The sequence below is a fragment of the Pseudomonas sp. PsB genome (genome assembly GCF_043658375.1).
In the GTDB taxonomy this organism is placed as follows: domain Bacteria; phylum Pseudomonadota; class Gammaproteobacteria; order Pseudomonadales; family Pseudomonadaceae; genus Aquipseudomonas; species Aquipseudomonas putida_Z.
The window spans coordinates 878,686-905,175 of the sequence record NZ_JBIGLU010000001.1 but is presented as its reverse complement, the minus strand read 5'-3'; the positions used below and the strand labels follow the sequence as shown (position 1 = coordinate 905,175).

General features: G+C 64.3%; 28 protein-coding genes. 12 read left to right on the top strand and 16 right to left on the bottom strand.

Annotation, left to right across the window (positions count from 1 at the left end; all coding sequences use genetic code 11):
• Positions 1–35 precede the first annotated feature (35 nt).
• The 4 genes from lptE (at position 36) to ACGLHT_RS04160 (ending at position 3,449) form a co-directional block, all read left to right on the top strand.
• Entirely contained in the window at positions 36–641 is a 606-nt protein-coding gene (gene lptE, locus ACGLHT_RS04175; RefSeq protein ID WP_137162479.1) for an LPS assembly lipoprotein LptE, read from the top strand.
• A gap of 39 nt (positions 642–680) precedes the next feature.
• Positions 681–1,718, top strand: a complete 1,038-nt coding sequence (gene holA, locus ACGLHT_RS04170; RefSeq protein ID WP_024087789.1) for a DNA polymerase III subunit delta — start codon at positions 681–683, stop codon at positions 1,716–1,718.
• Positions 1,719–1,907: 189 nt separating this feature from the next.
• The gene (gene arfA, locus ACGLHT_RS04165) at positions 1,908–2,072 is read left to right on the top strand and encodes an alternative ribosome rescue factor ArfA (RefSeq protein ID WP_025340762.1); all 165 of its coding nucleotides are present in this window, start codon (positions 1,908–1,910) and stop codon (positions 2,070–2,072) included.
• Between the two features lie 60 nt (positions 2,073–2,132).
• Complete coding sequence (locus tag ACGLHT_RS04160; RefSeq protein ID WP_274120287.1) at positions 2,133–3,449, top strand: lytic murein transglycosylase; 1,317 nt, start codon at positions 2,133–2,135, stop codon at positions 3,447–3,449.
• A gap of 134 nt (positions 3,450–3,583) precedes the next feature.
• On the opposite strand, the gene ACGLHT_RS04155 is transcribed toward ACGLHT_RS04160, so the two are convergent.
• From ACGLHT_RS04155 to ACGLHT_RS04095, 13 genes are all read right to left on the bottom strand, one after another.
• Positions 3,584–4,522, bottom strand: coding sequence for an LD-carboxypeptidase (locus tag ACGLHT_RS04155; RefSeq protein WP_274120286.1), 939 nt, complete (start codon positions 4,520–4,522; stop codon positions 3,584–3,586).
• Between the two features lie 87 nt (positions 4,523–4,609).
• Positions 4,610–5,626 carry a lipoyl synthase gene (lipA, locus tag ACGLHT_RS04150; RefSeq protein WP_003257574.1) on the bottom strand — a complete coding sequence of 339 codons (1,017 nt, stop codon included), beginning with the start codon at positions 5,624–5,626 and terminating at the stop codon, positions 4,610–4,612.
• Positions 5,627–5,628: 2 nt separating this feature from the next.
• Positions 5,629–6,276, bottom strand: coding sequence for a lipoyl(octanoyl) transferase LipB (gene lipB, locus ACGLHT_RS04145; RefSeq protein ID WP_013974352.1), 648 nt, complete (start codon positions 6,274–6,276; stop codon positions 5,629–5,631).
• Entirely contained in the window at positions 6,276–6,551 is a 276-nt protein-coding gene (locus ACGLHT_RS04140; protein WP_003249736.1) for a DUF493 domain-containing protein, read from the bottom strand. The genes lipB and ACGLHT_RS04140 overlap by 1 nt, the downstream gene beginning before the upstream one ends.
• A gap of 73 nt (positions 6,552–6,624) precedes the next feature.
• Entirely contained in the window at positions 6,625–7,785 is a 1,161-nt protein-coding gene (locus tag ACGLHT_RS04135; protein WP_013974353.1) for a D-alanyl-D-alanine carboxypeptidase family protein, read from the bottom strand.
• Between the two features lie 270 nt (positions 7,786–8,055).
• Positions 8,056–9,057 carry a septal ring lytic transglycosylase RlpA family protein gene (locus tag ACGLHT_RS04130; RefSeq protein ID WP_046613225.1) on the bottom strand — a complete coding sequence of 334 codons (1,002 nt, stop codon included), beginning with the start codon at positions 9,055–9,057 and terminating at the stop codon, positions 8,056–8,058.
• Positions 9,057–10,067 (bottom strand): lytic murein transglycosylase B, encoded by a 1,011-nt coding sequence (mltB, locus tag ACGLHT_RS04125; RefSeq protein ID WP_025340767.1) that lies wholly within the window; start codon positions 10,065–10,067, stop codon positions 9,057–9,059. Before mltB ends, ACGLHT_RS04130 begins: the two co-directional genes overlap by 1 nt.
• 17 nt (positions 10,068–10,084) lie before the next feature.
• Complete coding sequence (gene rodA, locus ACGLHT_RS04120; RefSeq protein ID WP_015271941.1) at positions 10,085–11,188, bottom strand: rod shape-determining protein RodA; 1,104 nt, start codon at positions 11,186–11,188, stop codon at positions 10,085–10,087.
• Between the two features lie 38 nt (positions 11,189–11,226).
• A complete protein-coding gene (gene mrdA, locus ACGLHT_RS04115) occupies positions 11,227–13,116 on the bottom strand; it encodes a penicillin-binding protein 2 (protein WP_025340768.1) in 1,890 nt (629 codons plus the stop codon).
• 16 nt (positions 13,117–13,132) lie between these two features.
• Positions 13,133–13,600 (bottom strand): 23S rRNA (pseudouridine(1915)-N(3))-methyltransferase RlmH, encoded by a 468-nt coding sequence (gene rlmH / locus ACGLHT_RS04110; protein ID WP_003249722.1) that lies wholly within the window; start codon positions 13,598–13,600, stop codon positions 13,133–13,135.
• A 9-nt stretch (positions 13,601–13,609) separates the two neighbouring features.
• Positions 13,610–14,029: a ribosome silencing factor gene (gene rsfS, locus ACGLHT_RS04105; RefSeq protein ID WP_013974359.1), complete on the bottom strand. Its 420-nt coding sequence runs from the start codon at positions 14,027–14,029 to the stop codon at positions 13,610–13,612.
• Between the two features lie 43 nt (positions 14,030–14,072).
• A complete protein-coding gene (gene nadD, locus ACGLHT_RS04100; RefSeq protein WP_075046481.1) occupies positions 14,073–14,732 on the bottom strand; it encodes a nicotinate-nucleotide adenylyltransferase in 660 nt (219 codons plus the stop codon).
• A 1-nt stretch (position 14,733) separates the two neighbouring features.
• Complete coding sequence (locus ACGLHT_RS04095; protein ID WP_025340770.1) at positions 14,734–16,005, bottom strand: glutamate-5-semialdehyde dehydrogenase; 1,272 nt, start codon at positions 16,003–16,005, stop codon at positions 14,734–14,736.
• A gap of 330 nt (positions 16,006–16,335) precedes the next feature.
• Between ACGLHT_RS04095 and ACGLHT_RS04090 the strand changes: the two genes are divergently transcribed.
• Positions 16,336–17,004 (top strand): DNA-3-methyladenine glycosylase, encoded by a 669-nt coding sequence (locus tag ACGLHT_RS04090; RefSeq protein ID WP_137162481.1) that lies wholly within the window; start codon positions 16,336–16,338, stop codon positions 17,002–17,004.
• Positions 17,005–17,007: 3 nt separating this feature from the next.
• The gene (locus ACGLHT_RS04085) at positions 17,008–18,324 is read left to right on the top strand and encodes a bifunctional DedA family/phosphatase PAP2 family protein (protein ID WP_025340772.1); all 1,317 of its coding nucleotides are present in this window, start codon (positions 17,008–17,010) and stop codon (positions 18,322–18,324) included.
• A 128-nt stretch (positions 18,325–18,452) separates the two neighbouring features.
• On the opposite strand, the gene ACGLHT_RS04080 is transcribed toward ACGLHT_RS04085, so the two are convergent.
• Genes ACGLHT_RS04080 through ACGLHT_RS04070 form a run of 3 tightly spaced genes read right to left on the bottom strand, consistent with a single transcriptional unit; the run spans position 18,453 to position 20,128 of the window.
• Positions 18,453–19,043 (bottom strand): LON peptidase substrate-binding domain-containing protein, encoded by a 591-nt coding sequence (locus ACGLHT_RS04080; protein ID WP_075046485.1) that lies wholly within the window; start codon positions 19,041–19,043, stop codon positions 18,453–18,455.
• A 9-nt stretch (positions 19,044–19,052) separates the two neighbouring features.
• Positions 19,053–19,769, bottom strand: a complete 717-nt coding sequence (locus tag ACGLHT_RS04075; protein ID WP_013974365.1) for an LrgB family protein — start codon at positions 19,767–19,769, stop codon at positions 19,053–19,055.
• Positions 19,766–20,128 carry a CidA/LrgA family protein gene (locus tag ACGLHT_RS04070; RefSeq protein WP_137162482.1) on the bottom strand — a complete coding sequence of 121 codons (363 nt, stop codon included), beginning with the start codon at positions 20,126–20,128 and terminating at the stop codon, positions 19,766–19,768. Before ACGLHT_RS04070 ends, ACGLHT_RS04075 begins: the two co-directional genes overlap by 4 nt.
• A gap of 143 nt (positions 20,129–20,271) precedes the next feature.
• Between ACGLHT_RS04070 and ACGLHT_RS04065 the strand changes: the two genes are divergently transcribed.
• The 6 genes from ACGLHT_RS04065 to purH all read left to right on the top strand — a co-directional run bounded on the left by ACGLHT_RS04065 (position 20,272) and on the right by purH (position 26,482).
• Positions 20,272–20,727, top strand: a complete 456-nt coding sequence (locus ACGLHT_RS04065; RefSeq protein ID WP_274120285.1) for a MaoC family dehydratase — start codon at positions 20,272–20,274, stop codon at positions 20,725–20,727.
• Between the two features lie 197 nt (positions 20,728–20,924).
• Complete coding sequence (gene prmA / locus ACGLHT_RS04060) at positions 20,925–21,803, top strand: 50S ribosomal protein L11 methyltransferase (RefSeq protein WP_025340777.1); 879 nt, start codon at positions 20,925–20,927, stop codon at positions 21,801–21,803.
• 42 nt (positions 21,804–21,845) lie between these two features.
• Entirely contained in the window at positions 21,846–23,207 is a 1,362-nt protein-coding gene (locus tag ACGLHT_RS04055) for a DUF3426 domain-containing protein (RefSeq protein WP_274120284.1), read from the top strand.
• Between the two features lie 255 nt (positions 23,208–23,462).
• Positions 23,463–24,476: a tRNA dihydrouridine synthase DusB gene (gene dusB, locus ACGLHT_RS04050; protein ID WP_274120283.1), complete on the top strand. Its 1,014-nt coding sequence runs from the start codon at positions 23,463–23,465 to the stop codon at positions 24,474–24,476.
• The gene (gene fis, locus ACGLHT_RS04045) at positions 24,473–24,793 is read left to right on the top strand and encodes a DNA-binding transcriptional regulator Fis (RefSeq protein WP_012274390.1); all 321 of its coding nucleotides are present in this window, start codon (positions 24,473–24,475) and stop codon (positions 24,791–24,793) included. The genes dusB and fis overlap by 4 nt, the downstream gene beginning before the upstream one ends.
• Before the next feature lie 81 nt (positions 24,794–24,874).
• The gene (purH, locus tag ACGLHT_RS04040; protein WP_075046491.1) at positions 24,875–26,482 is read left to right on the top strand and encodes a bifunctional phosphoribosylaminoimidazolecarboxamide formyltransferase/IMP cyclohydrolase; all 1,608 of its coding nucleotides are present in this window, start codon (positions 24,875–24,877) and stop codon (positions 26,480–26,482) included.
• The last annotated feature ends 8 nt before the right edge of the window (positions 26,483–26,490 follow it).

Below are 26,490 nucleotides of genomic sequence, written 5' to 3'. Positions count from 1 at the left end.
CGGGCGGGCGAACAGGCCCACAAGGGAGCAACAACATGATCAAACGCAATTTGCTGGTAATTGGCCTGGCGGTCATGCTCAGCGCCTGCGGTTTCCAGCTGCGCGGCACCGGCTCTACCGAACTGAGCGTGAAGGAAATGGACGTCAGCGCACGCAACGCCTACGGCCCGACCGTGGTCCAGCTGCGTGAAGTACTGCAGCGTAGCGGTGTCAACGTGCACGCTGGCGCACCGTACCGCCTGGTGCTGACCAACGAGCAGGAGCGCGAGCGCTCGGCGACCTACAACAGCGGCAACCGTACCGCCGAGTACGAGCTGACCACCGTGCTGAACTACAGCATCCAGGGCCTGAACAACCTGGAGCTGATGAGCGACAAGCTGGAAGTGCGCAAGATCTACTTGCGTGACGGCTCGAACATCACCGGCTCCGAGCAGGAAGCCAGCCGCGCCCGCGAAGAAATGCGTCGAGACCTGGTCAACGCCATGGTCGTTCGCCTGCAGATGCTGACCCCGTCCCAGCTGGACGAGCTGCAGCGTCAAGCCGACGAGCGCGCCAAGGCCGAAGCCGCAGCACTGGAGGCTGCTCGCCGCCAGCAGGCCGAGACGCCTCAGCAGTCGCCACTGGAAGTACCGGGCAACTAAGCCCGAGCGGGGTGCCTTCGGGTGCCCCGCCTGTTTCCCATGAAGCTCGCCCCCGCCCAACTCAACAAGCACCTGCAAGGCGCCCTGGCACCGGTCTACGTGGTCAGCGGCGACGACCCGCTGCTGTGCCAGGAAGCCGCCGACGCCATCCGCAACGCCGCGCGCCAGCAGGGCTTCGACGAACGCCAGGTATTCAGTGCCGACGCCAACTTCGACTGGGGCACCCTGCTCCAGGCTGGCGCCAGCCTGTCCCTGTTCGCCCAGCGCCGCCTGCTGGAATTGCGCCTGCCCTCGGGCAAGCCCGGTGACAAGGGCGCTGCTGCGCTGATGGAATACTGCGCCAACCCCGCCGAAGACACCCTGCTGCTGGTCAGCCTGCCCAAGCTCGACGGCAGCGCACAGAAGACCAAGTGGGGCAAGGCGCTGATCGAAGGCGCCCACTGCCAGTTCATCCAGATCTGGCCGGTGGATGTGCACCAGCTGCCGCAGTGGATCAACCAGCGCCTGCAGCAGGCCGGCCTGTCGGCACAACGTGACGCCGTCGACCTGATCGCCGCACGCGTGGAAGGCAACCTGCTGGCTGCAGCGCAGGAAATCGAAAAGCTCAAGCTGCTTGCCGAAGGTAACCAGATCACCGTGGAGACCGTGCAGGCCGCCGTCGCCGACAGCGCCCGCTTCGATGTCTTCGGCCTGGTCGATGCCATTCTCAACGGCGAAGCCGCGCATGCCTTGCGCATGCTCGAAGGCTTGCGCGGTGAAGGCGTGGAGCCACCAGTGATTCTCTGGGCCCTGGCCCGTGAGCTGCGCCAGCTGGCCGGGCTGGCCCAGCAGTTCAGCCAGGGTGTACCGCTGGACAAGGCCTTCAGCCAGGCCCGCCCGCCGGTCTGGGACAAGCGCCGCCCCCTGGTCAGCAAGGCCCTGCAGCGCCTGTCGGCGCAGCGCTGGGCGCAGTTGCTGCAAGATGCCCAGCGTATCGATGCACAGATCAAGGGCCAGGCCGAGGGCTCGCCGTGGACCGGCCTGGCGCGCTTGTCGCTGCTGATGGCCGGCCAGCGCCTGGCACTGCCTCCCGAGTAACATTCAAAGGCCCAATCGCCGGCAAGCCAGCTCCCACAGGGATATAACAGGCCTTGGAGGCTGTGCTGTACCTGTGGGAGCTGGCTTGCCGGCGATTGGGCCCTCGAACCATATACACAATCAATTGGCCCCACCCTGCCCCAAGCCCTACAGTGCGCCGCGAAACCCACCCAACCCGGGAACCCCGCCATGAGCAAAAAGCCGAAAAAGCACGGCCCCAACAAGGCCAAGTCGATCATCGCCCAACCGCTGTTCCGCTGCCGCCAGGAACGGCCGAACAAGGGCAAAGGCAGCTACCGCCGCGAAGCCTTCCAATCGAGAGATTGGGAGGCTTCCTACTTTTTGGCTGCATGAAAGCATCGAGAGCGCAGGCATGATATGGTCGTCACCTGACCTGCAATTCTGGATCTGTGAATGCTCCTCAGTCTTCTCCCCCGCTGGAAAACCCGCCAGCTGATCGCGGCCTCCAGTTTCATCCTGCTCGTGGCCTGCGCAGAAAAGCCCACCGCCGCCGATGCCCTGCCGCTGGCCCCCGCCCAGCCCACCCCTGTGGTGACCCTGCCCGGCACGACGCCTGACACCAGCACTGAAATCCAGCCTCTGCAAACCTTCGCGCAATGGCAAGCAGGCTTTCGCCAGCAAGCCCTGCAAGCCGGCATTTCGCAGGATACGTTCGACCGCGCCTTCCTCGGCGTCACCCCCGACATGGACGTGATCAAGGCCGATCGCAGCCAGCCGGAGTTCACCCGCCCCGTATGGGAATACCTCGAAGGCGCCCTGTCGCCTCTGCGCGTGCGCAACGGCAAGAAGCTGCTGGAGCAGAACGCCGAACTGCTGACCCGCATCGAGCAAAGCTATGGTGTCGATCGCCAAGTGCTGGTCGCGGTATGGGGCATGGAAAGCAACTTCGGCCAGTTTCAGGGCAACAAGTCGGTGATCCGCTCACTGGCTACCCTGGCCTATGAGGGCCGACGCCCGCAGTTCGCTCAGGACCAGCTGATCGCCGCGCTGCAGATCATTCAGCACGGCGACATCCAGCCTGAGGCCATGCGTGGTTCGTGGGCCGGTGCCATGGGCCAGACCCAGTTCATCCCGACCACCTACAACACCCATGCCGTGGACTTCGACGGCGATGGCCGCCGCGACATCTGGAACAGCACGGCAGACGCCTTGGCCTCGACCGCGCACTATCTGCAGAGTTCGGGCTGGAAGCGGGGCCAGCCGTGGGGCTTCGAGGTACAGGTGCCGCCTGGCTTCGATTACTGGCAGGCCGATGGCGCCCTGCGCAAGCCGGTGAGCGAGTGGCTGGCGATGGGCGTGAAACTGCCTGCCGGTACCCAGCTGCCAGTGGGCAGCAACCAGCTGTCTGCCGCCCTGGTGCTGCCAGCGGGCGCGCGCGGCCCGGCGTTCCTGGTGCTGGACAACTTCCGCGCCATCCTCAAGTACAACAATTCGTCGTCCTACGCGCTGGCGGTAAGCCTGCTGGGTGATCGCTTCACGGGCTGGGGCTTCATTGCCGGCAGCTGGCCGAAAGAAGACCTGCCGCTCAGCCGCAGCGAGCGCATGGAGCTGCAGAACCTGCTGAACAGCAATGGGCACGAAGCCGGCAATGCCGATGGCATCATTGGCGCCAATACCCGCAAGGCGATCCGCAATGCCCAGCAGGGGTTGGGGTGGCCGGCGGATGGGTATCCGACGCACAAGCTGCTCGAGAGCCTGCGTCAGCAGTGAGCATTTTGGGGCCGCTGCGCGGCCCATCGCGACACAAGGCCGCTCCTACAAGCGATCGCGAACCATCGGGGTAACGCGGTCTCCTGTAGGAGCGGCCTTGTGTCGCGATGGGCTGCAAAGCAGCCCCGGCAATCTCAAGCCTGGAAAAGATCCTGCTCCAGCAGCAAGCTCTGCCGAGAGCTGTCCAGCATTACCCGAGCCCCCAGCGGCAAGCACACATTCGGGTCACAATGCCCACTGCGCCACCCGGCCAGCACCGGCACACCCAGCGGCGCGAAGATGTCCTCCAGCAGGGGCGTCAACGCCGTAGTGGTAATCCCAGCAAAGTCCCCCACCAGCACACCCTTCACCCCCTCCAGCTTGCCTGCCAGGCGCATCTGGGTCAGCAAGCGATCCACCCGGTAAAGCGGCTCGTTGACGTCCTCGATGAACAGGATGCAGCCCTGCGTATCCAGCTCGGCAATCGTCCCCAGGGTCGCGCCCAACATCGACAGGTTGCCGCCCAGCAGCGGCCCGCTGGCCACCCCATGCAGCACGCTGCTCAATGCGAAGTCAGCAGGGTGCACGATCTGCTCCCCTGCCCGCACATGCCCACCCAGCTGCGCCAGCAACGAAGTCTCGGTTGGCGGCAACTTGGCCCCCAGCAGGTCGGCATTGAGCATCCCGCCATGGAAAGTGAGCAGCCCGGTATGCCGGTAGATCGCCGTGTGCAGCGCGGTTATGTCGCTGTAACCGATCAGCGGCTTGGGGTTGCGCCGGATCAGTTCGAAATCGAGCTGGTCGAGCAGGCGCATGCTGCCGTACCCCCCACGCATGCACAGAATGGCGTCGATGGCCGGGTCGGCAAAGGCATCATGCAGGTCCTGTAACCGCTGCCGGTCCGGCCCCGCCAGATAGCCCTGGGCCTGAAGGGCTCCAGGATAGATGCGGCAGCTGTAGCCTCTATCAACGAACCACTGGTTGACCTTGTGCGTATCCAGCCGCGCCGCGCCCGCCGGGGCGACAATGGCAAAACAGGCATCACGCGGCAGCGCGGCTGGCAGGCTGGGTTGGAAGGTTTCGGCGCAATTCATCGCGGCTCCTTGCAGCGCGTGTGGCACAAACAAAAATGCCGATGCGGCCCTTCGGCGCGCATCGGCATGCGTGGCTCTGTGCTTGGCTCAGAGCTTGATCTTGGCTTCGTGAGCCTGCTGGTCAGCGTGGTACGAAGAACGCACCAACGGGCCGGAAGCGACGTTCTTGAAGCCCATCTTGTAACCTTCCTCGGCGAACCAGGCGAAGGTGTCCGGGTGAACGAAGCGCTGCACCGGCAGGTGGCTGCGCGACGGTTGCAGGTACTGGCCGAGGGTGAGCATGTCGATGTCATGCTCGCGCATGCGGTGCATCACTTCGATCACTTCCTCGTCGGTCTCGCCCAGGCCGAGCATCAGGCCCGACTTGGTCGGTACGTGCGGCACCAACTGCTTGAACTTCTGCAGCAGGTCCAGCGACCAGTCGTAGTCCGAACCCGGGCGCGCGGCCTTGTACAGGCGCGGTACGGTCTCGAGGTTGTGGTTGAACACATCCGGCGGCTCTTGCGCGGTGATCTCCAGGGCAATATCCATGCGCCCACGGTAGTCCGGCACCAGGGTTTCCAGCTGTACGCCCGGCGACAGCGCACGGATTTCGCGGATGCAGTCGGCAAAGTGCTGGGCACCACCGTCACGCAGGTCGTCGCGGTCCACCGAGGTGATCACCACGTACTTCAGGCGCAGGTCGGCGATGGCGATGGCCAGGTTCTTCGGCTCGTCCAGGTCCAGCGGTTTCGGCCGGCCGTGGCCAACGTCGCAGAACGGGCAACGACGGGTGCAGATGTCACCCATTATCATGAAGGTGGCGGTACCACCGGAGAAGCACTCGCCCAGGTTCGGGCAGGATGCCTCTTCGCATACGCTGTGCAGCTTGTGCTTGCGCAGCAGCTGCTTGATGCGGTCTACCTCGGGCGACACCGGGATACGCACGCGGATCCAGTCGGGCTTCTTCGGCAGCTCTTCGGTGGGGATGATCTTCACCGGGATGCGCGCCACCTTTTCGGCACCACGCAGCTTGACCCCGGCTTCCACCTTCTTCGGCGCTGGGCGCGGGGTGGCATCCTGGGTAGGTATCAGGTTCGGCACGGCTTCTTGCACAGTTGTCATATTCAGTCGATTCCGCCCGTGAGGGTCGTCTGCTCAGCGTAGTCGAGGTGCTTGACCAGCTGTCCGCGCAGCCTTGTCCTGACCTCGTCGAGTTCGATCGGACCTGCCAGGTCGCGCAGCTGGGTCATCGCCAGCCCCGCATAGCCGCAGGGGTTGATTCGGCGGAATGGCGCGAGGTCCATGTCCACGTTCAGGGCAAGGCCGTGGAACGAACGGCCGTTGCGGATTCGCAGGCCGAGGGAGGCGATTTTCGCTCCGTCGACATAGACGCCCGGGGCATCGGGCTTGGCCGCGGCCTGGACATCGTAACTGGCGAGCAGGTCGATGAGGGTCTGCTCGATACGGCTGACCAGCTCACGCACGCCAAAGCCCAGCCGGCGCACATCCAGCAGCAGGTAGGCCACCAGCTGACCGGGGCCATGGTAGGTCACCTGGCCACCGCGATCGGTCTGCACCACCGGGATGTCGCCCGGCACCAGCAGGTGCTCGGCCTTGCCGGCCTGGCCCTGGGTGAAGACCGCGGGGTGCTCGACCAGCCAGACTTCATCCTGGCTGTCCGGGCTGCGCTGCTCGGTGAAGCGACGCATGGCCTCCAGCACCGGTTCGTAGGGCTGCAGGCCAAGCTCGCGAAAACCGAGGCAGGCGGACATCAGAGCACCATTTTCACGATGCCGGTAGCGCGCAGGGCGCTGTTGATATCGTGCAGCTGGTTCTCGCTTTCGGCAACGATGTGCAATTGCACGGTGGTGTACTTGCCTTCCTTGCTCTGGCGCTCGGCCAGGGTGGAAAGGTCGACCTTGGCGTGCTTGCTCAGGATCTCGATCACCGTGTCCTTGAAGCCGACAACGGTGTCACCGATGACCTTGATCGGGTAATCGTCGCAGGGGAATTCGATCTTGTGCGACTTGACGTCTGGTTCGCTCATGGCGGAAACGGCCTCGTAAGCCGTGGCAACAACAACGCCCCCGCAGGATACGCGGGGGCATGCAGGTCACGTATCAGTTGAACAACCCGTAGAAGAATAGACGGATGCTATCCCACATACGGCGGAAGAAACCACCTTCCTCGACGCCATCGAGGGCGATCAGGTCGGCGCTGTGAACCACTTTCTCGTCCAGTTTGACTTCCACTTTGCCGATCACGTCACCTTTGGCGATTGGCGCGGTGAGCTGCGGGTTCATGGTCATCGAAGCCTGCAGGCGCTTCAATTGGCCTTTAGGCATAGTCAGGGTCAGGTCGTTGGCCAGGCCAGCTTTCACTTCGCCAGTCGCGCCCTTCCAGACCGGCGACTTGGTCAGCTCGGTACCCTTCTGGTAGAAGGTCTGGGTTTCGAAGAAGCGGAAGCCATAGGTCAGCAGCTTCTGGGTCTCGGCAGCACGCGACTGCTCGCTGTTGGTGCCGAAGACCACGGCGATCAGGCGCTGGCCATCGCGAACGGCCGAAGCCACCATGCAGTAGCCGGCTTCGTCTGTGTGGCCGGTCTTCAGGCCGTCGACAGTCTTGTCACGCCACAGCAGCAGGTTGCGGTTTGGCTGCTTGATGTTGTTCCAGAAGAACTCTTTCTGCGAGTAGATGGCGTAGTGGGCCGGGTCGACGTTGATGATCGCACGGGCCAGGGTAGCCATGTCGTGGGCCGACGAGTAATGGTCCGGGTGCGGCAGGCCGGTCGGGTTCATGAAGTGGCTGTTGGCCATGCCCAGGTCGGCAGCGGTCTTGTTCATCATGTCGGCGAAGGCGTCTTCGCTGCCGGCGATGTGCTCGGCCAGGGCAACCGAGGCGTCGTTGCCGGACTGGATGATGATGCCGTGCAGCAGGTCGCTGACGGTCACCTGGCTGCCCACCTTGATGAACATGCGCGAACCGCCGGTCCGCCAGGCGTTTTCGCTGACGGTAACCGGGTCGTTTTCACCGATCTGGCCGCGACGGATGTCCAGGGTGGCGATGTAGGCCGTCATCAGCTTGGTCAGGCTGGCAGGCGGCAGGCGCTCGTCACCGTTGTTCTCGACCAGCACGTTGCCGCTGGACGCATCCATGAGTACGTAGGACTTGGCTGCCAGTTGCGGTGGCGCCGGCGTCATCTGCTCAGCCGCGAAGGCGGCAGGCGTGATCATCAGCAGTACGGGCAGGCAAAGTCGTTTGGCAAGGTTGGTGATGTTCATCCGTCTCTCGAAAATCGCTAATGGTCTGATGTTCCCTGGGCAAGATCATGTGCCCAGCGCCAGTCAGTCTAGTTTTTGTGGCCGTAGGCCAGGCTCGCAAAGTGCGGCTTTATGTCGCTGCGGGCAAAAGCCGACATTGTACATGCCTGCGCCCGGCAATTCATGACAAAACCGACAGTTTGGTGTTGCCTTCTTCGCGGGCGCGCCCGCTCCCACAGGGTTTCGCATGCATCTGTGGGAGCGGGCTTGCCCGCGAAGAAGGCAACGCGGTCAGTCAGCTGTGACCAGCTTGGCCTGCCCAAGGTTCGCCAGGCGGATGCTGTCCTGCGCTTGCTGGATCTCGCCCTGGCTGTTGATCGGCCCCAGGCGCACGCGGTGCAGGGTCTGCTGGTTGCGCACGATCGAGCTGATGAACACTGGCGCGCTGACCATGCTGCTGAGCTTGGAGCGCAGCAGTTCGGCGGCGTCCGGGTTGGCGAAGGCACCCACCTGCAGGAAGCTGCCGCCACTGCCGGCCGGCACGTTGTTGCCAGCCACCTGCACCGGCACCACCGGCGCCGCATGCTGCTGGGGCGGCGGGGTCCATTGCTCGACGCGCCCGGTACTGGCCGGGATTGCCTGGGTCTGGGCCACCTGCGGCTCTTTCAGCACCATCGGTGGCGTCTGGCCACGCTGGGCCCACCATTGCTGCGGGTCGATGCCTTCGACGCGCACGTGCGCGGTACCGATCTCGGCATAACCGAGCTTTTTCGCCGCGGCATAGGACAGGTCGATGATGCGGTCCGAATAGAACGGCCCACGGTCGTTCACCCGCAGGATCACGCTGCGGCCGTTGGCCAGGTTGGTCACCCGCACGTAGGCCGGCAGCGGCAGGGTCTTGTGCGCCGCGCTCATGCCGTACAGGTCGTACAGCTCGCCGTTGGCGGTGTTCTGACCGTGGAACTTGGTGCCGTACCACGACGCGGTGCCCTCCGCGCGATAGTTGCGCGAGTCCTGCATCGGGTAGTAGGTCTTGCCCAGCACCGTGTACGGGTTGGCCTTGTAGTTGCCGGTGTGCACGGTTGGCGTGGCGTCGGGGATCTTGTTCACATCCACGTCCCACCACGGCGCGCCGTCCTTGTGCGCCCGGTTGATGTCCAGGCCCGGCTGGGTGCGTACCACGTTGCCACTGCTTTGCTGGGACGGGCGGTTGGACGAACAGCTGGCCAGCACCACGCCGACGGCGAGGCAGGTGAGCAGCTTGAAAGAGTTGCCAGAGAAGATTGCGCGCATTACTTGACGCCCCGTGCTTGAACCAGCTGTTCCGATAGCTGATGCACCGCCATGGCATACATCACGCTGCGGTTGTAGCGAGTGATCGCGTAGAAGTTCTTCAGGCCCATCCAGTACTCGGGGCCATTGTCGCCCTCGAGACGAAAGGCGGTAACCGGCAGATCATCGCGCAGCGAATCATGGACCGACCAGCCAAGCGTGCGCAACTCCCCAACGGTTTTTACCGGCTCGATGCCGGTAGTCAGGCCTTCGTCGGCGCGCCCACCGTCCACCCAGGCGCGGCTGACCACACCTTCGCCGGCCACCCAGCCGTGGCGCTTGAAGTAGCTGGCCACGCTACCGATGGCATCGTCCGGGTTGTTCCAGATATTGATGTGGCCGTCGCCGTCGAAGTCCACCGCGAAGTTGCGGAAGCTGCTCGGCATGAACTGCGGCAGGCCCATGGCGCCGGCGTAGGAGCCCTTGAGCGTCAGCGGGTCGAGCTGCTCCTCACGGGCCAGCAGCAGGAACTCGCGCAGCTCCTTGCGGAAGAATTCGGCCCGTGGCGGGTAGTCGAAGCCCAGGGTCGACAAGGCATCGATCACCCGGTAGTTGCCGGTGTTGCGGCCAAAGAAGGTTTCCACGCCGATGATGGCGACGATGTACTGCGCCGGTACGCCGTATTCCTGCTCGGCACGGGCCAGCACCGCCTCGTGCTGGCGCCAGAAGTCCACACCGCGGGCGATGCGCGCGTCGGTGATGAACATCGGCCGGTAGTCCTTCCACGGCTTTACCCGTTCGGCCGGGCGCGAAATGGCGTCGAGGATCGACTGTTTGCGCTGCACCTCACTGAACACACCCATCAGCTGCTCAGGGGCAAAGCCATGGTCGCGGCTCATTTCGCCAACGAACTGAGCCACCTGGGGCGAGCCTTGGTAATCGCCGGCATGGGCCAGCTGTACAGCGCCGAACAGGCCCACCGCGCCGATCCACGGCGCACAACGGGCAGCCCAGTTACGCACTGCTTGCATGAAATTCTTCACCTTATTCAAACCTGAGCGATCCATTTGCGGTGCGTGTGGATCGACATCAGAACGCCAAACGCTGACAGCAGCGTCACCAACGAAGTTCCGCCATAGCTGATGAAGGGCAGCGGCACGCCCACCACGGGCAGAAGGCCGCTGACCATACCGATATTGACGAACACGTATACAAAGAAGGTCATGGTCAGGCTGCCCGCCAGCAGCTTGCCGAACAGGGTCTGCGCCTGGGCGGTGATCATCAGGCCACGGCCGATCAGCAGCAGGTAGACGATCAGCAGCAGGCAGATGCCGACCAGGCCGAATTCCTCGCCGAGCACGGCGATGATGAAGTCGGTGTGGCTTTCCGGCAGGAAGTCCAGGTGCGACTGGGTGCCGAGCAGCCAGCCCTTGCCGAACACACCGCCCGAGCCAATTGCCGCCTTCGACTGGATGATGTTCCAGCCAGTGCCCAACGGGTCGCTTTCCGGGTCGAGGAAGGTCAGTACCCGCTGCTTCTGGTAGTCGTGCATGACGAAGAACCACATCGCCACCGCCACTGGCACCGCAGCCGCCAGCACGCTGAGGATCCAGCGCCAGCGCAGGCCGCCCATGAACAGCACGAAAGCCCCGGAGGCGAGGATCAGCAGCGCCGTGCCCAGGTCGGGCTGGCGCACGATCAGGATGAACGGCACACCGATCAGCACCAGGCTGATCGCCACATGCTTCAGATGCGGCGGCAACGTGCGCTTGGACAGGTACCAGGCGATGGTCGCTGGCATGATGATCTTCATGAACTCCGAGGGCTGGAAGCGGATCACCCCGGGGATGTTGATCCAGCGCGTGGCGCCCATGGCGTTGTGGCCCATCACGTCCACCACCACCAGCAACAGCACCCCGGCCAGGTAGGCCAGCGGCACCCAACGGGCCATGAAGCGCGGCTCCAGCTGGGCGATGATGAACATCGACACCAGGCCGATGCCGAACGAGGTGGCCTGCTTGAGCAGCAGGTCCCAGTTCTTGCCACTGGCCGAGTACAGGACAAACAGGCTGCCGGCCGCGAGGGTCAGCAGAATGATCAGCAAAGGGCCGTCGACGTGGATGCGCTGCAGAAAGCTGGCGCGCCGACGCATCACATCCTCGCTGGAGAGCATGCGATCGAAATTGTTCATCACAGGGCTGATTCCTGGGTAACGGTGGCAGGCGCGAACTCGGGCTTGAGCCGGCCGTTTTCGTCAAGCAGCCAGGCGTCCATCACCTGGCGCACCACCGGGGCGGCGACGCCCGAGCCGGACTCGCCGTTCTCGACCATCACCGAAACCACGATCTTCGGGTCCTCGGCCGGGGCGAAGGCGACGAACAGGGCGTGGTCGCGGTGGCGCTCCTGGAGCTTGTTGCGGTCGTACTTCTCACCCTGCTTGATCGCCACCACCTGGGCGGTACCGCTCTTGCCGGCAATGCGGTACTGCGAGCCGATGGCCGCCTTGCGTGCGGTACCGCGGGCGTTGTGCATCACCTGCTCCATGCCATGGGTGACCTTGGCCCAGTCGGACTTGTCACGCAGCACAATGTTTTCCATGGGGTTGTCGTCCACCGGAGGCTGGCCTTCGATGGTCTTGGCCAGGTGCGGGCGGTTCCACACGCCCTTGTTGGCGATCAGCGCAGTGGCTTGGGCCAGTTGCAGCGGCGTGGTCTGCATGTAGCCCTGGCCGATGCCGAGGATCAGGGTTTCGCCGGGGAACCAGGCCTGGCGGCGGGTGGCGCGCTTCCATTCGCGCGACGGCATCAGCCCGGCGGATTCCTCGAACATGTCGAGGGAAACCCGCTGGCCGATGCCGAACTTGTTCATGTAGCTGGACAGCCGATCGATGCCCATCTTGTGGGCAAGGTCGTAGAAGTAGGTGTCGTTGGAGCGCATGATCGCGGTGTCCAGATCGACCCAGCCATCGCCCGAGCGGTTCCAGTTACGGTATTTGTGGTCGTAGTTGGGCAGCTGGTAGTAGCCCGGGTCGAACACCCGGCTGCCGGCATTGACCACGCCGCTGTCCAGGCCGGCGATGGCCACCGCCGGCTTGATGGTCGAACCTGGCGGGTACAGGCCGCGCAGCACGCGGTTGAACAGCGGTCGGTCGATCGAGTCGCGCAGTTCGGCATAGGCCTTGAAGCCGATGCCGGTGACGAACAGGTTGGGGTCGAAACTGGGCTGGCTGACCATCGCCAGCACCTCGCCGGTACGCGGGTCGAGCGCCACCACCGCACCACGCCGGCCACCCAGGGCGGCCTCGGCGGCCTCCTGCAGCTTGATGTCCAGGCTCAGCACGATGTCCTTGCCCGGTTTCGGGTCAGTACGCTTGAGCACCCGCAGCACACGGCCGCGGGCGTTGGTCTCGACTTCCTCGTAGCCCACCTGGCCATGCAGGTCGGCTTCGTAGAAGCGTTCGATGCCGGTCTTGCCGATGTGGTGGGTGCCGCTGTAGTTCACCGGGTCGAGGGTTTTCAGCTCTTTCTCGTTGATCCGTCCCACATACCCCACCGAATGGGCGAAGTGCGCGCCCTGCGGGTAATGGCGCACCAACTGGGCCACCACTTCCACGCCCGGCAGGCGGAACTGGTTCACCGCCACGCGGGCGATCTGCTCTTCGTTGAGTTCGAACAGGATCGGCACCGGCTCGAACGGCCGGCGGCCCTGGCGCATGCGCTTCTCGAACAGGGCGCGGTCGTCGGGCGTCAGTTCCAGCACTTCGACGATGGTATCCAGCACTTCCTGCCAGTTACCCGCACGTTCGCGGGTCATCGACAGGCTGAAGCTGGGCCGGTTGTCGGCGACGATCACCCCGTTGCGGTCGAAGATCAGCCCGCGGGTCGGCGGTATCGGCTGCACATGCACCCGGTTGTTCTCCGACAGCGTCGAGTGATAGTCGTGCTGGATGACCTGCAGGTAGTACAGCCGCGCGATCAGCACGCAAATGAGCAGCATGATCGCCACTGCGCCGACCACGACGCGGTTGCGCACCAGGCGGGCGTCTTTCTCGTGGTCCTTGAGACGGATCGGCTGCGACATCGGACTGCTTACAGGCTCATTTATGGTAAGGATGCCCGGACAACACGGTCCAGGCGCGGTAGATCTGCTCGCCGATGAGTATCCTTACCAATGGGTGCGGCAAGGTCAGCGGCGACAGCGACCAGCGTTGCTCGGCGCGCGCACAGACCTCGGGCGCCAGGCCTTCCGGGCCGCCCACCATCAAATTCACCGTGCGCGCATCCAGGCGCCAGCGGTCCAGCTCGGTCGCCAGTTGCTCGGTACTCCACGGCTTGCCATGGACCTCGAGGGTGACGATGCGTTCCCCGGGCTGAACCTTGCTCAGCATGGCTTCGCCCTCCTGACGGATCAGGCGGGCGACGTCGGCATTCTTGCCACGGGTGTTCAGCGGGATTTCCACCAGCTCCAGCGACAGCTCGGCAGGCAGGCGCTTGGCATATTCATGCCAGCCTTCCTCGACCCACTTCGGCATGCGCGAGCCGACCGCGATCAGGCGCAGACGCACAGTGCTTCCTTATTCCCGGTCCTTGAGCTTGTCGGAGTACTCGTGGGCATGGTCCGGGCTGTGGTGCTTGCCATCGGCGGCACGGCTTTGCTCGGCACCCTGCCACAGGCGCTCCAGGTCGTAGAACTGGCGGGCAGCGGCGGTCATCATGTGCACGATGACGTCGTTCAGGTCCAACAGCACCCAGTCGCTGTCGCCCTTGCCTTCTTCACCCAGTGGCTGGGCACCCTTGGCCTTGACCGCTTCGCGGACCTTTTCCAGCATCGCGTTGATCTGGCGGTTGGAGGTACCGGTGGCAATGATCATGTAGTCGGTCAGGCTGTGCTTTTCGCGCACGTCGATGACCTGGATGTCCTGGGCCTTGACGTCTTCCAGCGCTGCCTTGGTCAGGGCGACCAGTTCTTCGCCGTGGATTTTCTGCTTGGTCATATAAAACTCGTTCAACTCGTTGGATGAGGCGCCAGAGGCACCGTCAGTTAGGTGCACGATACAGTTCGTGCGCCTCGATATAGGCCAGTACGGCGTCCGGCACCAGGAACCTCACCGATTTGCCGCTGGCCAGCAGCTGTCGGATCTGTGTAGCCGACACCGCAAGCGGCGTCTGCCAGACGAACGAAATGTTTCCCGCCGGGCCGGACATGGCGGTGGGATCGCTCTCCGAGCGCGCAGCCAGAAGGTTGCGCAGCTCGTCAGGGGGTTCTACGTCGGCATCCGGGCGTTGCAGCACCAGGATGTGACAGTGTTGCAGCAATTCTTCCCAGCGGTGCCAGCCGGGCAGGCCACAGAAGGCATCCCAGCCTAGCACCAGAAACAGCTGGTCGTTGGCGCCTAGTTCGGCGCGGATCGACTCCAGCGTGTCGATGGTGTACGACGGTTTGTCGCGCGCCAGTTCGCGGGCATCCACGCTCAGGCAGGGCACGCCCTGCACGGCGCCTTGCACCATGGCCAGGCGGTCCTGCGCGGCCACCTGCGGGGTGTCGCGGTGCGGCGGCCGGGCGTTGGGCAGCAGGCGCAGCTCGTCCAGCCCCATGAACTCAGCCACTTCCAGCGCGCTGCGCAGGTGGCCGATGTGCACGGGGTCGAAGGTGCCGCCAAGAATGCCGATGCGCCGGACTGCCTGGGCCTTGCTCAACTCAGCAGGACTCCTGGCCGCGCAGCTGGCCGTCGCCGATCACTACGTACTTCTCGCAGGTCAGGCCTTCCAGGCCGACCGGGCCCCGGGCATGCAGCTTGTCGGTGGAAATGCCGATTTCCGCACCCAGGCCATACTCGAAGCCGTCGGCGAAGCAGGTCGGGGTATTGAGCATGACCGACGCCGAGTCGACCTCGGCCATGAACTGGCGAGCTTCACCCTGGTGTTCGCTGATGATCGAATCGGTGTGGTGCGAGCCATAGTGGTTGATGTGCTCGATGGCCTGGTCCAGGCCGTCGACCACGCGAATCGACAGGATCGCGTCCAGGTATTCGGTGTGCCAGTCGGCCTCGGTGGCGGGCTTGGCGTCAATGATCGCCCGGGTGCGCTCGCAGCCACGCAGCTCGACGCCCTTCTCCTGGAAGCGGCGGGCCATTTCCGGCAGGAAGCGCTCGGCCACCTGCTGGTCGACCAGCAGCGTTTCCATGGCGCCACAGATGCCGTAGCGGTAGGTCTTGGCGTTGAACGCCACGCGCCAGGCCTTGTCCAGGTCGGCGTGCTGGCTGACGTAGACGTGGCAGATACCGTCCAGGTGCTTGATCACCGGCACGCGGGCATCGCGGCTGATGCGTTCGATCAGGCCACGGCCACCGCGCGGCACGATGACGTCGACGAATTCCGGCATGCTGATCAGCGCGCCCACGGCTTCGCGGTCGGTAGTCTCGACCACCTGCACCACGGCTGCCGGCAGGCCGGCGGCAGCCAGGCCACGCTGAATGCAGGTGGCGATGGCGCGGTTGGAGTGGATGGCTTCGGAGCCGCCACGCAGGATGGTCGCGTTCCCCGACTTCAGGCACAGGCTGGCGGCATCGATGGTCACGTTCGGGCGCGACTCGTAGATGATCCCGATCACCCCCAGCGGCGTGCGCATCTTGCCGACCTGGATACCGGATGGGCGGTAGCTCATGTCGCGGATGGCACCGACCGGGTCCGGCAGGCTGGCCACCTGGCGCAGGCCGGTGATCATGCCGTCGATACGCGCCGGGGTCAGCGCCAGGCGGTCGAGCAGCGCCGGTTCCAGGCCGTTGGCACGGCCGGCGGCCAGGTCCAGCTCGTTGGCAGCGGTCAGCTCGGCACGAGCGGCGTCCAGTGCATCGGCGGCAGCTTGCAGGGCGCGGTTCTTCTGCGCGGTGCTGGCACGGCCGATCACCCGGGAAGCCTCACGGGCAGCGCGACCCAGGCGGGTCATATAGTCAAGAACGGACTCAGTCATGGGTTCGGTGTCTTGGCGAAGGGGAAATCGGCTGATTATAACTGCCGCGCAGGTGTACGCCCAGCGGCGGGTGGCTGATGGTAGAAAATGGCTGGGGGCATTGTGTAGGAAAGATGTAACCGGGGTTATCGAAAAACCCACCATCTGTTGCGGCCTTTTCGCGGGCACGCCCGCTCCCACAGGGATTTCACAAGGCCTGAGCCCCCTACAGTACCTGTAGGAGCGGGCGAGCCCGCGAAAGGGCCGGCACTGCCAACATCCCATTCGATTCAGCCTCGATTAAGCCATTCATTGCTATCATCCCCGCCTTCCCAACCGCGAACCGCCCGCATGCCAGCCTTGCCCGACAGCTTTTTCGACCGCGACGCCCAGACCCTGGCCAAGGCCCTGCTGGGCAAGGTCATCCGCCATCGCCACGGCGACCTGTGGCTTGCCGCGCGCATCATCGAGACCGAGGCCTACTACCTCACCGACAAAGGCAGCCACGCCTCGCTCGGCTATACCGAAAAACGCAAGGCGTTGTTCCTCGATGGCGGGCACATCTATATGTACTACGCGCGCGGCGGCGACTCGCTGAACTTCAGCGCCCACGGGCCGGGCAACGCGGTGCTGATCAAGTCGGCCTATCCTTGGCAGGACGCCCGCTCGGGACCGAACAGCCTGGCGCAGATGCAACTGAACAACCCCGATGCCAGCGGCAACCTCCGCCCGGCCGAGCGCCTGTGCGCCGGCCAGACCTTGCTGTGCCGGGCCCTGGGCCTGAAGGTGCCGCACTGGGACGCCCAGCGTTTCGACGCCGAGCGCCTGTACGTGGAGGATTGCGGCAACGCCGTGCCACGGGTGATCCAGGCCGCCCGCCTGGGCATCCCGCATGGCCGCGACGAGCACCTGCCCTACCGTTTCGTCGATGCCGAATACGCCCGTTTCTGCACGCGGAACCCGTTACGTCGTGGCCAAGTCGAAGGCCGCGACTTCTTCATTCTCGAACAAGGAAGCTGAACCATGGGCCAATGGCTCGACAGCCTGACCGGCTGGCTCAGCGCCAACCCGCAGTGGCTTGGCCTGGCAATTTTCCTGGTGGCCTGCATCGAGTGCCTGGCCATTGCCGGCATCATCGTGCCTGGCACCGTGCTGCTGTTCGCGGTCGCGGTACTGGCCGGCAGCGGCGCCTTCAGCCTGGGCGAAACGCTGCTGCTGGGCTTTCTTGGCGGCCTGGTGGGCGATGCCTTGTCGTACACGGTGGGCAAGTACTTCCACCAGAACATCCGCCGCCTGCCCCTACTGCGCCACCATCCGGAATGGATCGGCAGTGCCGAAGCCTACTTCCAGCGCTACGGCATCGCCAGCCTGCTGGTAGGGCGCTTCATCGGGCCGCTGCGGCCGATGCTGCCGATGGTCGCCGGCATGTTCGACATGCCACTGCCGCGCTTCATCGCCGTCAGCCTGGTGGCCGGTGCCGGCTGGGCGGTGGCCTACCTGCTGCCCGGCTGGGCTACCGGCGCGGCCATGCGCCTGCCCCTGCCGGAAGGCTTCTGGCTGGATGCCGGGATCATCGCCGGCACCCTGGCAGTGATCATCGGGCTGAGCCTGAACACCAGCATTCGCGATCAACGCCACGGCACCCGGCTGATCGCCGGCATGAGTTTCCTGGCATTGGCCGGGGTCTTCCTCGGCTGGCCCTACCTGCACGAATTCGACCAGGGCGTGATGACACTGGTGCAGGAGCACCGCAGCCAGGCCATCGATGGCGCCGTGGTGCTGGTGACCCGGCTGGGCGATTTCCGCACCCAGTTGTTCCTCGGCGGCCTGCTGACGGGCCTGCTGCTGCTTGCCCGGCAGTGGCGGCATGCCATGTTCGCTGCGGGCGCGCTGATGGGTACTGCGCTTGCCAACGGCACGCTGAAGTGGCTGTTCGCCCGGGCCCGCCCGGAAGTGCTGAGTGACCCGCTGACCAGCTACAGCATGCCCAGCGGGCACAGTTCGGCGTCGTTTGCGTTCTTTCTGGTGATGGCGGTGCTGGCCGGGCGCGGTCAGCCGCCGCGGATGCGCCTGACCTGGGTGATGCTGGGCTGTATTCCAGCGCTGGCGATTGCCCTGTCTCGGGTGTATCTGGGGGCGCACTGGCCGACCGACATCCTCGCCGGGGCCTTGCTGGCGTGCTGTGTGTGCGCGCTCAGTCTGGCACTGGTGCAGCGTCACCAGACCCTGCCAGCCTTGCCGCTGCGGGTGTGGTGGCTGGTGTTGCCGGCGTGTGTCGCGTTGCTGGCGTTCTTTGCCATGCATGCGCTGCCGCAGGCTTTGCTGCGGTATCAATATTGATGTCGCCAGTACCGGCCTCTTCGCGGGTAAACCCGCTCCCACAGGTACTGCATCAAGCCTGAGAACGGCGCTATCTCTGTGGGAGCGGGTTTACCCGCGAAAAGGCCGGCACTGGCAATACATCACTATCAGGCAAACAATTCACCCTGAATCCGCTCCAGCAGCTTCTGGATTTCCCCCAACCGCTCCTGTGGCGAGTCGAGGGTCAGCAAATCCAGCTTGTCCTCTTCCATGAACGGCAGCAGGTACGCCAGCTGGTTGGCCAACGCCTGGCGCCCGTCAACCGGGCGCGGCATGTCCAAGGCTTCGACCATCGGGTGTTCACCCAGCGCCACCAGCAGTGCCAGCAGGTCTTCGTCCGCCTCGAGCAACGGGCTGTCCGCCTGCTCCGGCAGCCATTGCACCTGCCCCACCAGTAACTGGTCCTTCTGCACCTCGGTACTGTCCAGGTTGAAGCGCCGCACACCTTCGACGCGGATACCCAGCAAGCCGTTATCCTGCTGCACGAAGTCACGGATCACCGCCTCGCAGCCGATCGAGGCAACCACCGGCGGCGCCTTGCCGACCTGCTCGCCTTCCAGGATGCACACCACACCAAAACCTTCGCCCCGTTTCATGCAGCGCCCGATCATGTCCAGGTAGCGTGCCTCGAAAATCTGCAAATCGAGGAAACAACCAGGAAACAGCACGGTATTGAGGGGAAACAGCGGTAGCGTCATCACAAGTCCTCAAGCCACCAGGCTGACCGCCAGCGGCAGGAACACCGCCGTGGCCACCCCCATCAGGCTCATCGCCAGCGCGGCAAAGGCGCCGCATTCGTCACTTTCCTGCAGGGCCACCGAAGTGCCCACCGCGTGCGCGGTCACGCCCAGAGACATGCCGCGCGCCTCGGGGCTATGCACGCCAAAACGGCTCAGCAGCGCCGGGCCGAAGATTGCCCCGATCACCCCGGTAATCAGCACGAACACTGCCGCCAGGGCCGCCACGCCGCCAATCTGCTCGGCCACCAGCATGGCGATCGGCGAGGTCACCGATTTCGGCGCCATGGTCATCAGGATCATGTGCTCGGCACCGAACCACCAGCCCAGCAACAGGCAGCACAGCGTGGCGAACAGGCCTCCGACTACCAGCGTAGTAAATGTGGGCCAGAACAGCTGCCGGATACGCCGCAGGTTGAGGTAGAGCGGCACCGCCAGGGCCACGGTGGCAGGCCCCAGCAGGATGTTCATGATTTCGGTGCTCTTGCGGTATTCGCTGTAGTCGATGCCACACACCAGCAACACGCCGATCACCAGCAGCATCGACACCAGTACCGGCTGCAGGAAGATCCAGCGGGTCTTCTCGTAGGCCGCCAGCACCACCTGGTAGGCCCCAAGCGTGATGCCGATACCGAACAAGGGATGATGAACGACCGCATCCAGTGCGCCTTGCCAGTCGAGCATCATGGCTGCTCCTCGCGCCGGCCCTGGCGGTGGATGAGCTTTTGCATCAACATGCCGACGAACACCAGGGTCACCAGGCAGGAGATCAGCAAGGCACCGGCAATGGCCCAGAAGTCGGCGGCGATATCCCTGGCATACACCATCACCCCCACTGCTGGCGGCACCAGCAACAGCGGCAGGTAGCGCAGCAGGCTGCTGGCGGCCTCGTTCAGCGGCTTGCCCACCTCACCACGGGCCATGAGGAAGAACAACAGCAGCAACAGGCCGATGATCGGCCCCGGCAAAAACGGCACCAACAGGTGGTTGATTGCCGTCCCCAGCAGCTGGAACAGCACCAGCCAGGTCAAACCACGCAACAGCATAAGCATCTCCCTCGGGCATGGTCGCCATTATAAGCACGTGCCGCCATATACCGATATTCGTCGAAAAGCGCGCAACTTGACTGAAACGGTTCGCCGTGCTGATCTTGCACTTTCGTACCAACTGACAACCTGGAGAGTCCGCGATGCCCCATGTACCGGTTACAGAGCTTTCGCAGTACGTTGGTAAGGAACTGGGCCGCTCGGCCTGGCTGAAGATCGACCAGCAGCGCATCAACCTGTTCGCCGAAGCCACGGGCGATTTCCAGTTCATCCATGTCGACCCGGAAAAGGCGGTGAAAACCCCGTTTGGCAGCACGATCGCCCACGGTTTCCTGACGTTGTCGCTGATTCCCAAGCTGATCGAGGACATCCTCGTCCTGCCGGAAGGACTGAAGATGGTGGTGAACTACGGACTGGACAGCGTGCGATTCATCCAGCCGGTCAAGGTCGACAGCCAGGTGCGGCTGAAGGTGGATTTGGCCGAGGTGACGGAGAAAAGGCCGGGGCAATGGTTGCTCAAGGCGATTGCCACGCTGGAAATCGAGGGAGACGAGAAACCTGCTTATATAGCTGAGTCGCTTTCTCTCTGTTTTGTCTGATGCATTCTGGGGCGCTTCGCGCCCTATTCGCAGCACAAGGCTGCTCCTACAGGGGTATGCGTTCTCTTGTAGGAGCAGCCTTGTGCTGCGAATGGGCTGTACAGCAGCTCAGATCCACAAATCCCCCGCACTCGCGTAAACTGCCAGCCTTCGCGCAGCCTAGGGCTGCCCCTGTCGATTTACCAAAGGTGCCCGCCATGCCCTGGCTGCAAGTACGCCTGGCCATCAGCCCGGAACAAGCCGAAACCTACGAAGATGCCCTACTCGAAGTGGGTGCCGTCTCGGTCACGTTCATGGACGCCGAGGATCAACCGATCTTCGAGCCAGACCTCAACACCACCCCGCTGTGGTCGCACACCCACCTGCTGGCCCTGTTCGAGGCCGATGCCGATCCTGAGCAGGTGTTCGCCCACCTGCGCCTGCTGACCGGTGCCGAGCTGCCCGAGCACCAGGCCGAGGTGATCGAGGACCAGGACTGGGAACGCAGCTGGATGGACAACTTCCAGCCGATGCGCTTCGGCCGCCGCCTGTGGATCGTGCCCAGCTGGCACGAGGCCCCGGAACAGGACGCGGTGAACCTGCTGCTCGACCCGGGCCTGGCGTTCGGCACCGGCACCCACCCGACCACCGCCCTGTGCCTGGAATGGCTCGACGGCCAGCAACTCGAAGGCACCCAGGTGCTGGACTTCGGCTGCGGCTCGGGCATTCTGGCCATCGCCGCGCTGCTGCTGGGCGCCCGTGAAGCGGTCGGTACCGACATCGACGTGCAGGCCATCGAGGCTTCGCGCGACAACGCCCAGCGCAACGGCATCGCCGATGAGAAGCTGGCGCTGTACCTGCCCGAGCACATGCCGGCCATGCAGGCCGACGTGCTGGTCGCCAACATCCTCGCCGGCCCGCTGGTGTCGCTGGCACCGCAACTGTCCGGCCTGGTCCGCCCAGGTGGCCTGCTGGCGCTGTCGGGCATCCTCGCCGAGCAGGGTGAGGAAGTGGCCGCGGCCTATGCCGCCGACTTCGAGCTGGACCCGATCGTCGTGCGCGACGGCTGGGTGCGCATCAGTGGTCGCCGCCGTTAAGCGGGCCTAGAATACTTTTCTGCACAGCTCCCGGATTGCCGCATGACCGACAGTTTCGTCACCCAGTGCCCGCATTGCCAGACCAGCTTTCGCGTCACCCACCACCAGTTGAGCGTGGCCCGCGGTGTAGTGCGCTGCGGCCACTGCCTGCAGGTGTTCAACGCCGCCAAGCAGCTGCTGGAGCAGAACCGCACCGGCGGAGCCAGCGCACCTGTGGTGCCGGCACCGATGCCTGCCGCCCCTGCCGAGCCGCTGGCCGAACCGGTGATCGCACCCGAGCCTCTCGCCAGCGAACCCGGCACCACTCCGGACGAGGACTGGGCGCTCACCAACCAGGCGCTGGACGCGCTCGACCTCGACATGGAACTGGAGCGCCTGGAGCGCCGCGGCCAACCGGCCACGGCTCGCCCGGCCAGCCAGGATGACGGCCTGCAGGCGCGGCGTGACGAACTGCACCCGGACGAACATGCCGACGACCTGTTCGGTACGGCTACCGATGAACCGTTCGAACCGCAACCGGCGATAGAAACCGCGCCCGTGCTGCGGGAGCCGGAGCCCTTGGAGCTGGACCTGGAGCCCGTCCCGGGCGAGCGTACCGAGCCGACGTTAGGTGGCAATCTGGACCTGGACATCGACGACGAGCCACCGGTACACCGTGCCGTCGAAATCGATGACCACCCCGAATTCAACGAACCGCTGCGTGCCAGCGATGATGAAGCCCCGGTACAGGGCCTGAGTGCCCGCGACGACGAGCCGCTGGAGCTGCACCTGTCGGCGCGCGATGACGAGCCTGTCGAGCCGCTGCCCGGCGAACGCCTGGAACCAGGCCTTGCCGGCAAAGCCGAGCGCCCGGCGCGCAAGGAGCCGCTGGTCGACGTGGTCGACGACCCGCTGCAACTGGGCTGGGAAAAGCCCGCACCCAACTGGGGCAAGCGCCTGCTGTGGGGCTTCCTGACCCTGCTGGCCGCTGGCTTGCTGGCGTTCCAGTACGTGTGGTTCCACTTCGATGAAATGGCCCGCCAGGACCAGTACCGGCCGCTCTTCCAGCAAGTCTGCCCGTTGGTCGGCTGCGAAGTGCCGACCCGCGTCGATATCGCCCGAATCAAGAGCAGCAACCTGGTAGTACGCAGCCACCCGGACTTCAAGGGCGCACTGATCGTCGATGCGATCATCTACAACCGCGCGCCGTTCGCCCAGCCGTTCCCGCTGCTGGAACTGCGCTTCGCCGACCTCAATGGCCAGCTGATCGCCAGCCGGCGCTTCAAGCCCAGCGAGTACCTGTCCGGCGAACTGGCCGGGCGCGGTGAAATGCCCAGCCAGACCCCGATCCACATCGCCCTGGACATCCTCGATCCGGGGCCGAAGGCCGTTAACTACAGCCTGAGCTTCCGCTCGCCGGAATAACCACCAACCCTGTGGGAGCGGGCGTGCCCGCGAACACGGGCGAAGCCCGTGCCAGCCATTGCGCCGCCTGCTTCGCGGGCACGCCCGCTCCCACAGGGGCCGCGCAAGGTCCTGGATCCTCCCCCTAAACCAAATGTCATAAGCCGACAACTGTTCAGATTTTATCCAAATCCATCTTTATCCGGTCACCGAGAGCGGGTATCATGCCAACCCTTTTTCGAACTCCAAGATTCGGCCCCACAACAGGGATCACCTATGTCGGCGGTACGCATCGGCTCATACACACTACGTAACAACCTGATCCTCGCGCCCATGGCCGGGGTCACGGACCAGCCTTTCCGTACACTTTGCCAGCGCCTGGGCGCCGGCATGGTGGTGTCGGAAATGGTCTCCAGCGACATGAGCCTGTGGAACAGCCGCAAGTCGAGCCTGCGCCGCATCCATGAAGGTGATCCCGAGCCACGCTCGGTACAGATCGCCGGTGGTGATGCGCAGATGATGGCAGCGGCGGCACAGGCCAACGTCGAAGCCGGCGCCCAGATCATTGATATCAACATGGGCTGCCCGGCAAAAAAAGTCTGCAACAAAGCCGCAGGCTCTGCTTTATTGAGAGATGAAGCCTTGGTCAGCGAGATTCTCCACGCCGTGGTCGGCGCCGTGGACGTCCCGGTGACCCTGAAGATCCGCACCGGCTGGGACCGGGCGAACAAGAACGGCCTGAACGTGGCGAGGATCGCCGAGCAGGCCGGCATCCAGGCGCTGGCGGTGCATGGCCGCACACGCGCCGACCTGTACACCGGCGAAGCCGAATACGACACCATCGCTGCCATCAAGCAGGCGGTGTCGATCCCGGTTTTTGCCAACGGCGATATCACCTCGCCAGAAAAAGCCCGGGCGGTGCTGGACGCCACCGGGGTAGACGGCCTGTTGATCGGCCGGGCCGCCCAGGGGCGGCCATGGATCTTTCGCGAGATCGAGCATTACCTGCGCACTGGCGAACACCTGCCAGCGCCGCAGCTGGACGAAGTGGAACGCATCCTGCTGGAGCACCTGGCCGCGCTGCATGCCTTCTATGGCGATGTGATGGGCGTACGTATCGCCCGCAAGCACGTTGGCTGGTACCTGGCAACACGACCCGGCGGCAAGGAGTTTCGCTCCCGGTTCAACGCTTTGGAAGACACACAAGCGCAGTGCGCCAACGTTCGCGCGTTTTTCAGCGAACGTCGACAGAGCCTTGAGACAGAGGACGGACAAGGGGTGGCCGCATGACGATGATGACCGAGACATTTGTGAGTGGAACAACGCCCGTGAGCGACAACGCCAACCTGAAACAGCACCTCAACACGCCGAGCGAAGAGGGCCAGACCCTTCGCGACAGCGTCGAGAAGGCGCTGCACAACTACTTCGCCCACCTGGAAGGCGCGACCGTGACGGACGTGTACAACCTGGTGCTCTCCGAAGTCGAGGCGCCCCTGCTCGAAAGCGTGATGAACTACGTGAAGGGCAACCAGACCAAGGCCAGCGAGATGCTCGGGCTGAACCGAGGCACCCTGCGCAAGAAGCTCAAGCAGTACGACTTGTTGTAAGCCAGAATCCCAACCAGAAAAGGCGGCTCCCTGAACAGAGGCGCCTTTTTTGCTGACTCCACCGCGTTATTGGAACCCGAAATGACCGACCAGACTACCCGCCTGCCAGTCCGCCGCGCCCTGATCAGCGTCTCCGACAAGACCGGTATCCTCGAATTCGCCCGTGAGCTGCAGCAGCTCGGTGTCGAGATCCTGTCCACCGGCGGCACCTACAAGCTGCTCAAGGACAACGGCGTCAACGCGGTGGAAGTGGCCGACTACACCGGCTTCGCCGAAATGATGGATGGCCGGGTCAAGACCCTGCACCCGAAAATCCACGGTGGCATCCTGGGCCGTCGCGGCACCGACGACGCCATCATGAACGAGCACGGCATCAAGCCGATCGACCTGGTAGCAGTCAACCTGTACCCGTTCGAAGCCACCATTTCCAAGCCTGGCTGTGATCTGCCGACCGCCATCGAGAACATCGACATCGGCGGCCCGACCATGGTCCGTTCGGCTGCCAAGAACCACAAGGACGTGGCCATCGTGGTCAACGCCAGCGACTACGCCGGCATCGTCGAAGGCCTCAAGGCCGGTGGCCTGACCTACGCCCAGCGCTTCGACCTGATGCTCAAGGCGTTCGAGCACACCGCCGCCTACGACGGCATGATCGCCAACTACATGGGCACCATCGATCAGGCCAAAGAGACCCTGAGCACTGAAGACCGCAGCGAATTCCCGCGCACCTTCAACAGCCAGTTCGTCAAGGCCCAGGAAATGCGCTACGGCGAGAACCCGCACCAGAGCGCGGCGTTCTACGTGGAAGCGAAAAAAGGCGAAGCCAGCGTTTCCACCGCCATCCAGCTGCAGGGCAAGGAGCTGTCGTTCAACAACGTGGCCGACACCGACGCCGCACTGGAGTGCGTGAAGAGCTTCGTCAAGCCGGCCTGCGTCATCGTCAAGCACGCCAACCCATGCGGCGTGGCCGTGGTACCTGAAGACGAAGGCGGCATCCGCAAGGCCTACGACCTGGCCTATGCCACCGACACCGAGTCGGCGTTCGGCGGCATCATCGCCTTCAACCGCGAGCTGGACGGCGAAACCGCCAAGGCCATCGTCGACCGCCAGTTCGTCGAAGTGATCATCGCCCCGAAAATCTCCCAGGCTGCCCGCGACGTGGTTGCCGCCAAGCAGAACGTACGCCTGCTGGAATGCGGCGAGTGGCCAGCCGAGCGCGCTGCCGGCTGGGACTTCAAGCGTGTCAACGGTGGCCTGCTGGTGCAGAGCCGCGATATCGGCATGATCACCGCCGATGACCTGAAGATCGTCACCAAGCGCGCGCCGACCGAGCAAGAGATCCACGACCTGGTGTTCGCCTGGAAAGTGGCCAAGTTCGTCAAGTCCAACGCCATTGTCTACGCCAAGCAGCGCCAGACCATCGGCGTCGGCGCCGGCCAGATGAGCCGCGTCAACTCCGCGCGCATTGCTGCAATCAAGGCCGAGCATGCCGGCCTGCAGGTGCAGGGCGCAGTCATGGCATCGGACGCGTTCTTCCCGTTCCGTGATGGCATCGACAATGCGGCTAAAGTGGGTATCAGCGCCGTGATCCAGCCGGGTGGTTCGATGCGTGATGCCGAGGTGATTGCTGCTGCTGACGAAGCCGGTATCGCCATGGTGTTCACCGGTATGCGCCACTTCCGCCACTAAACAGATGC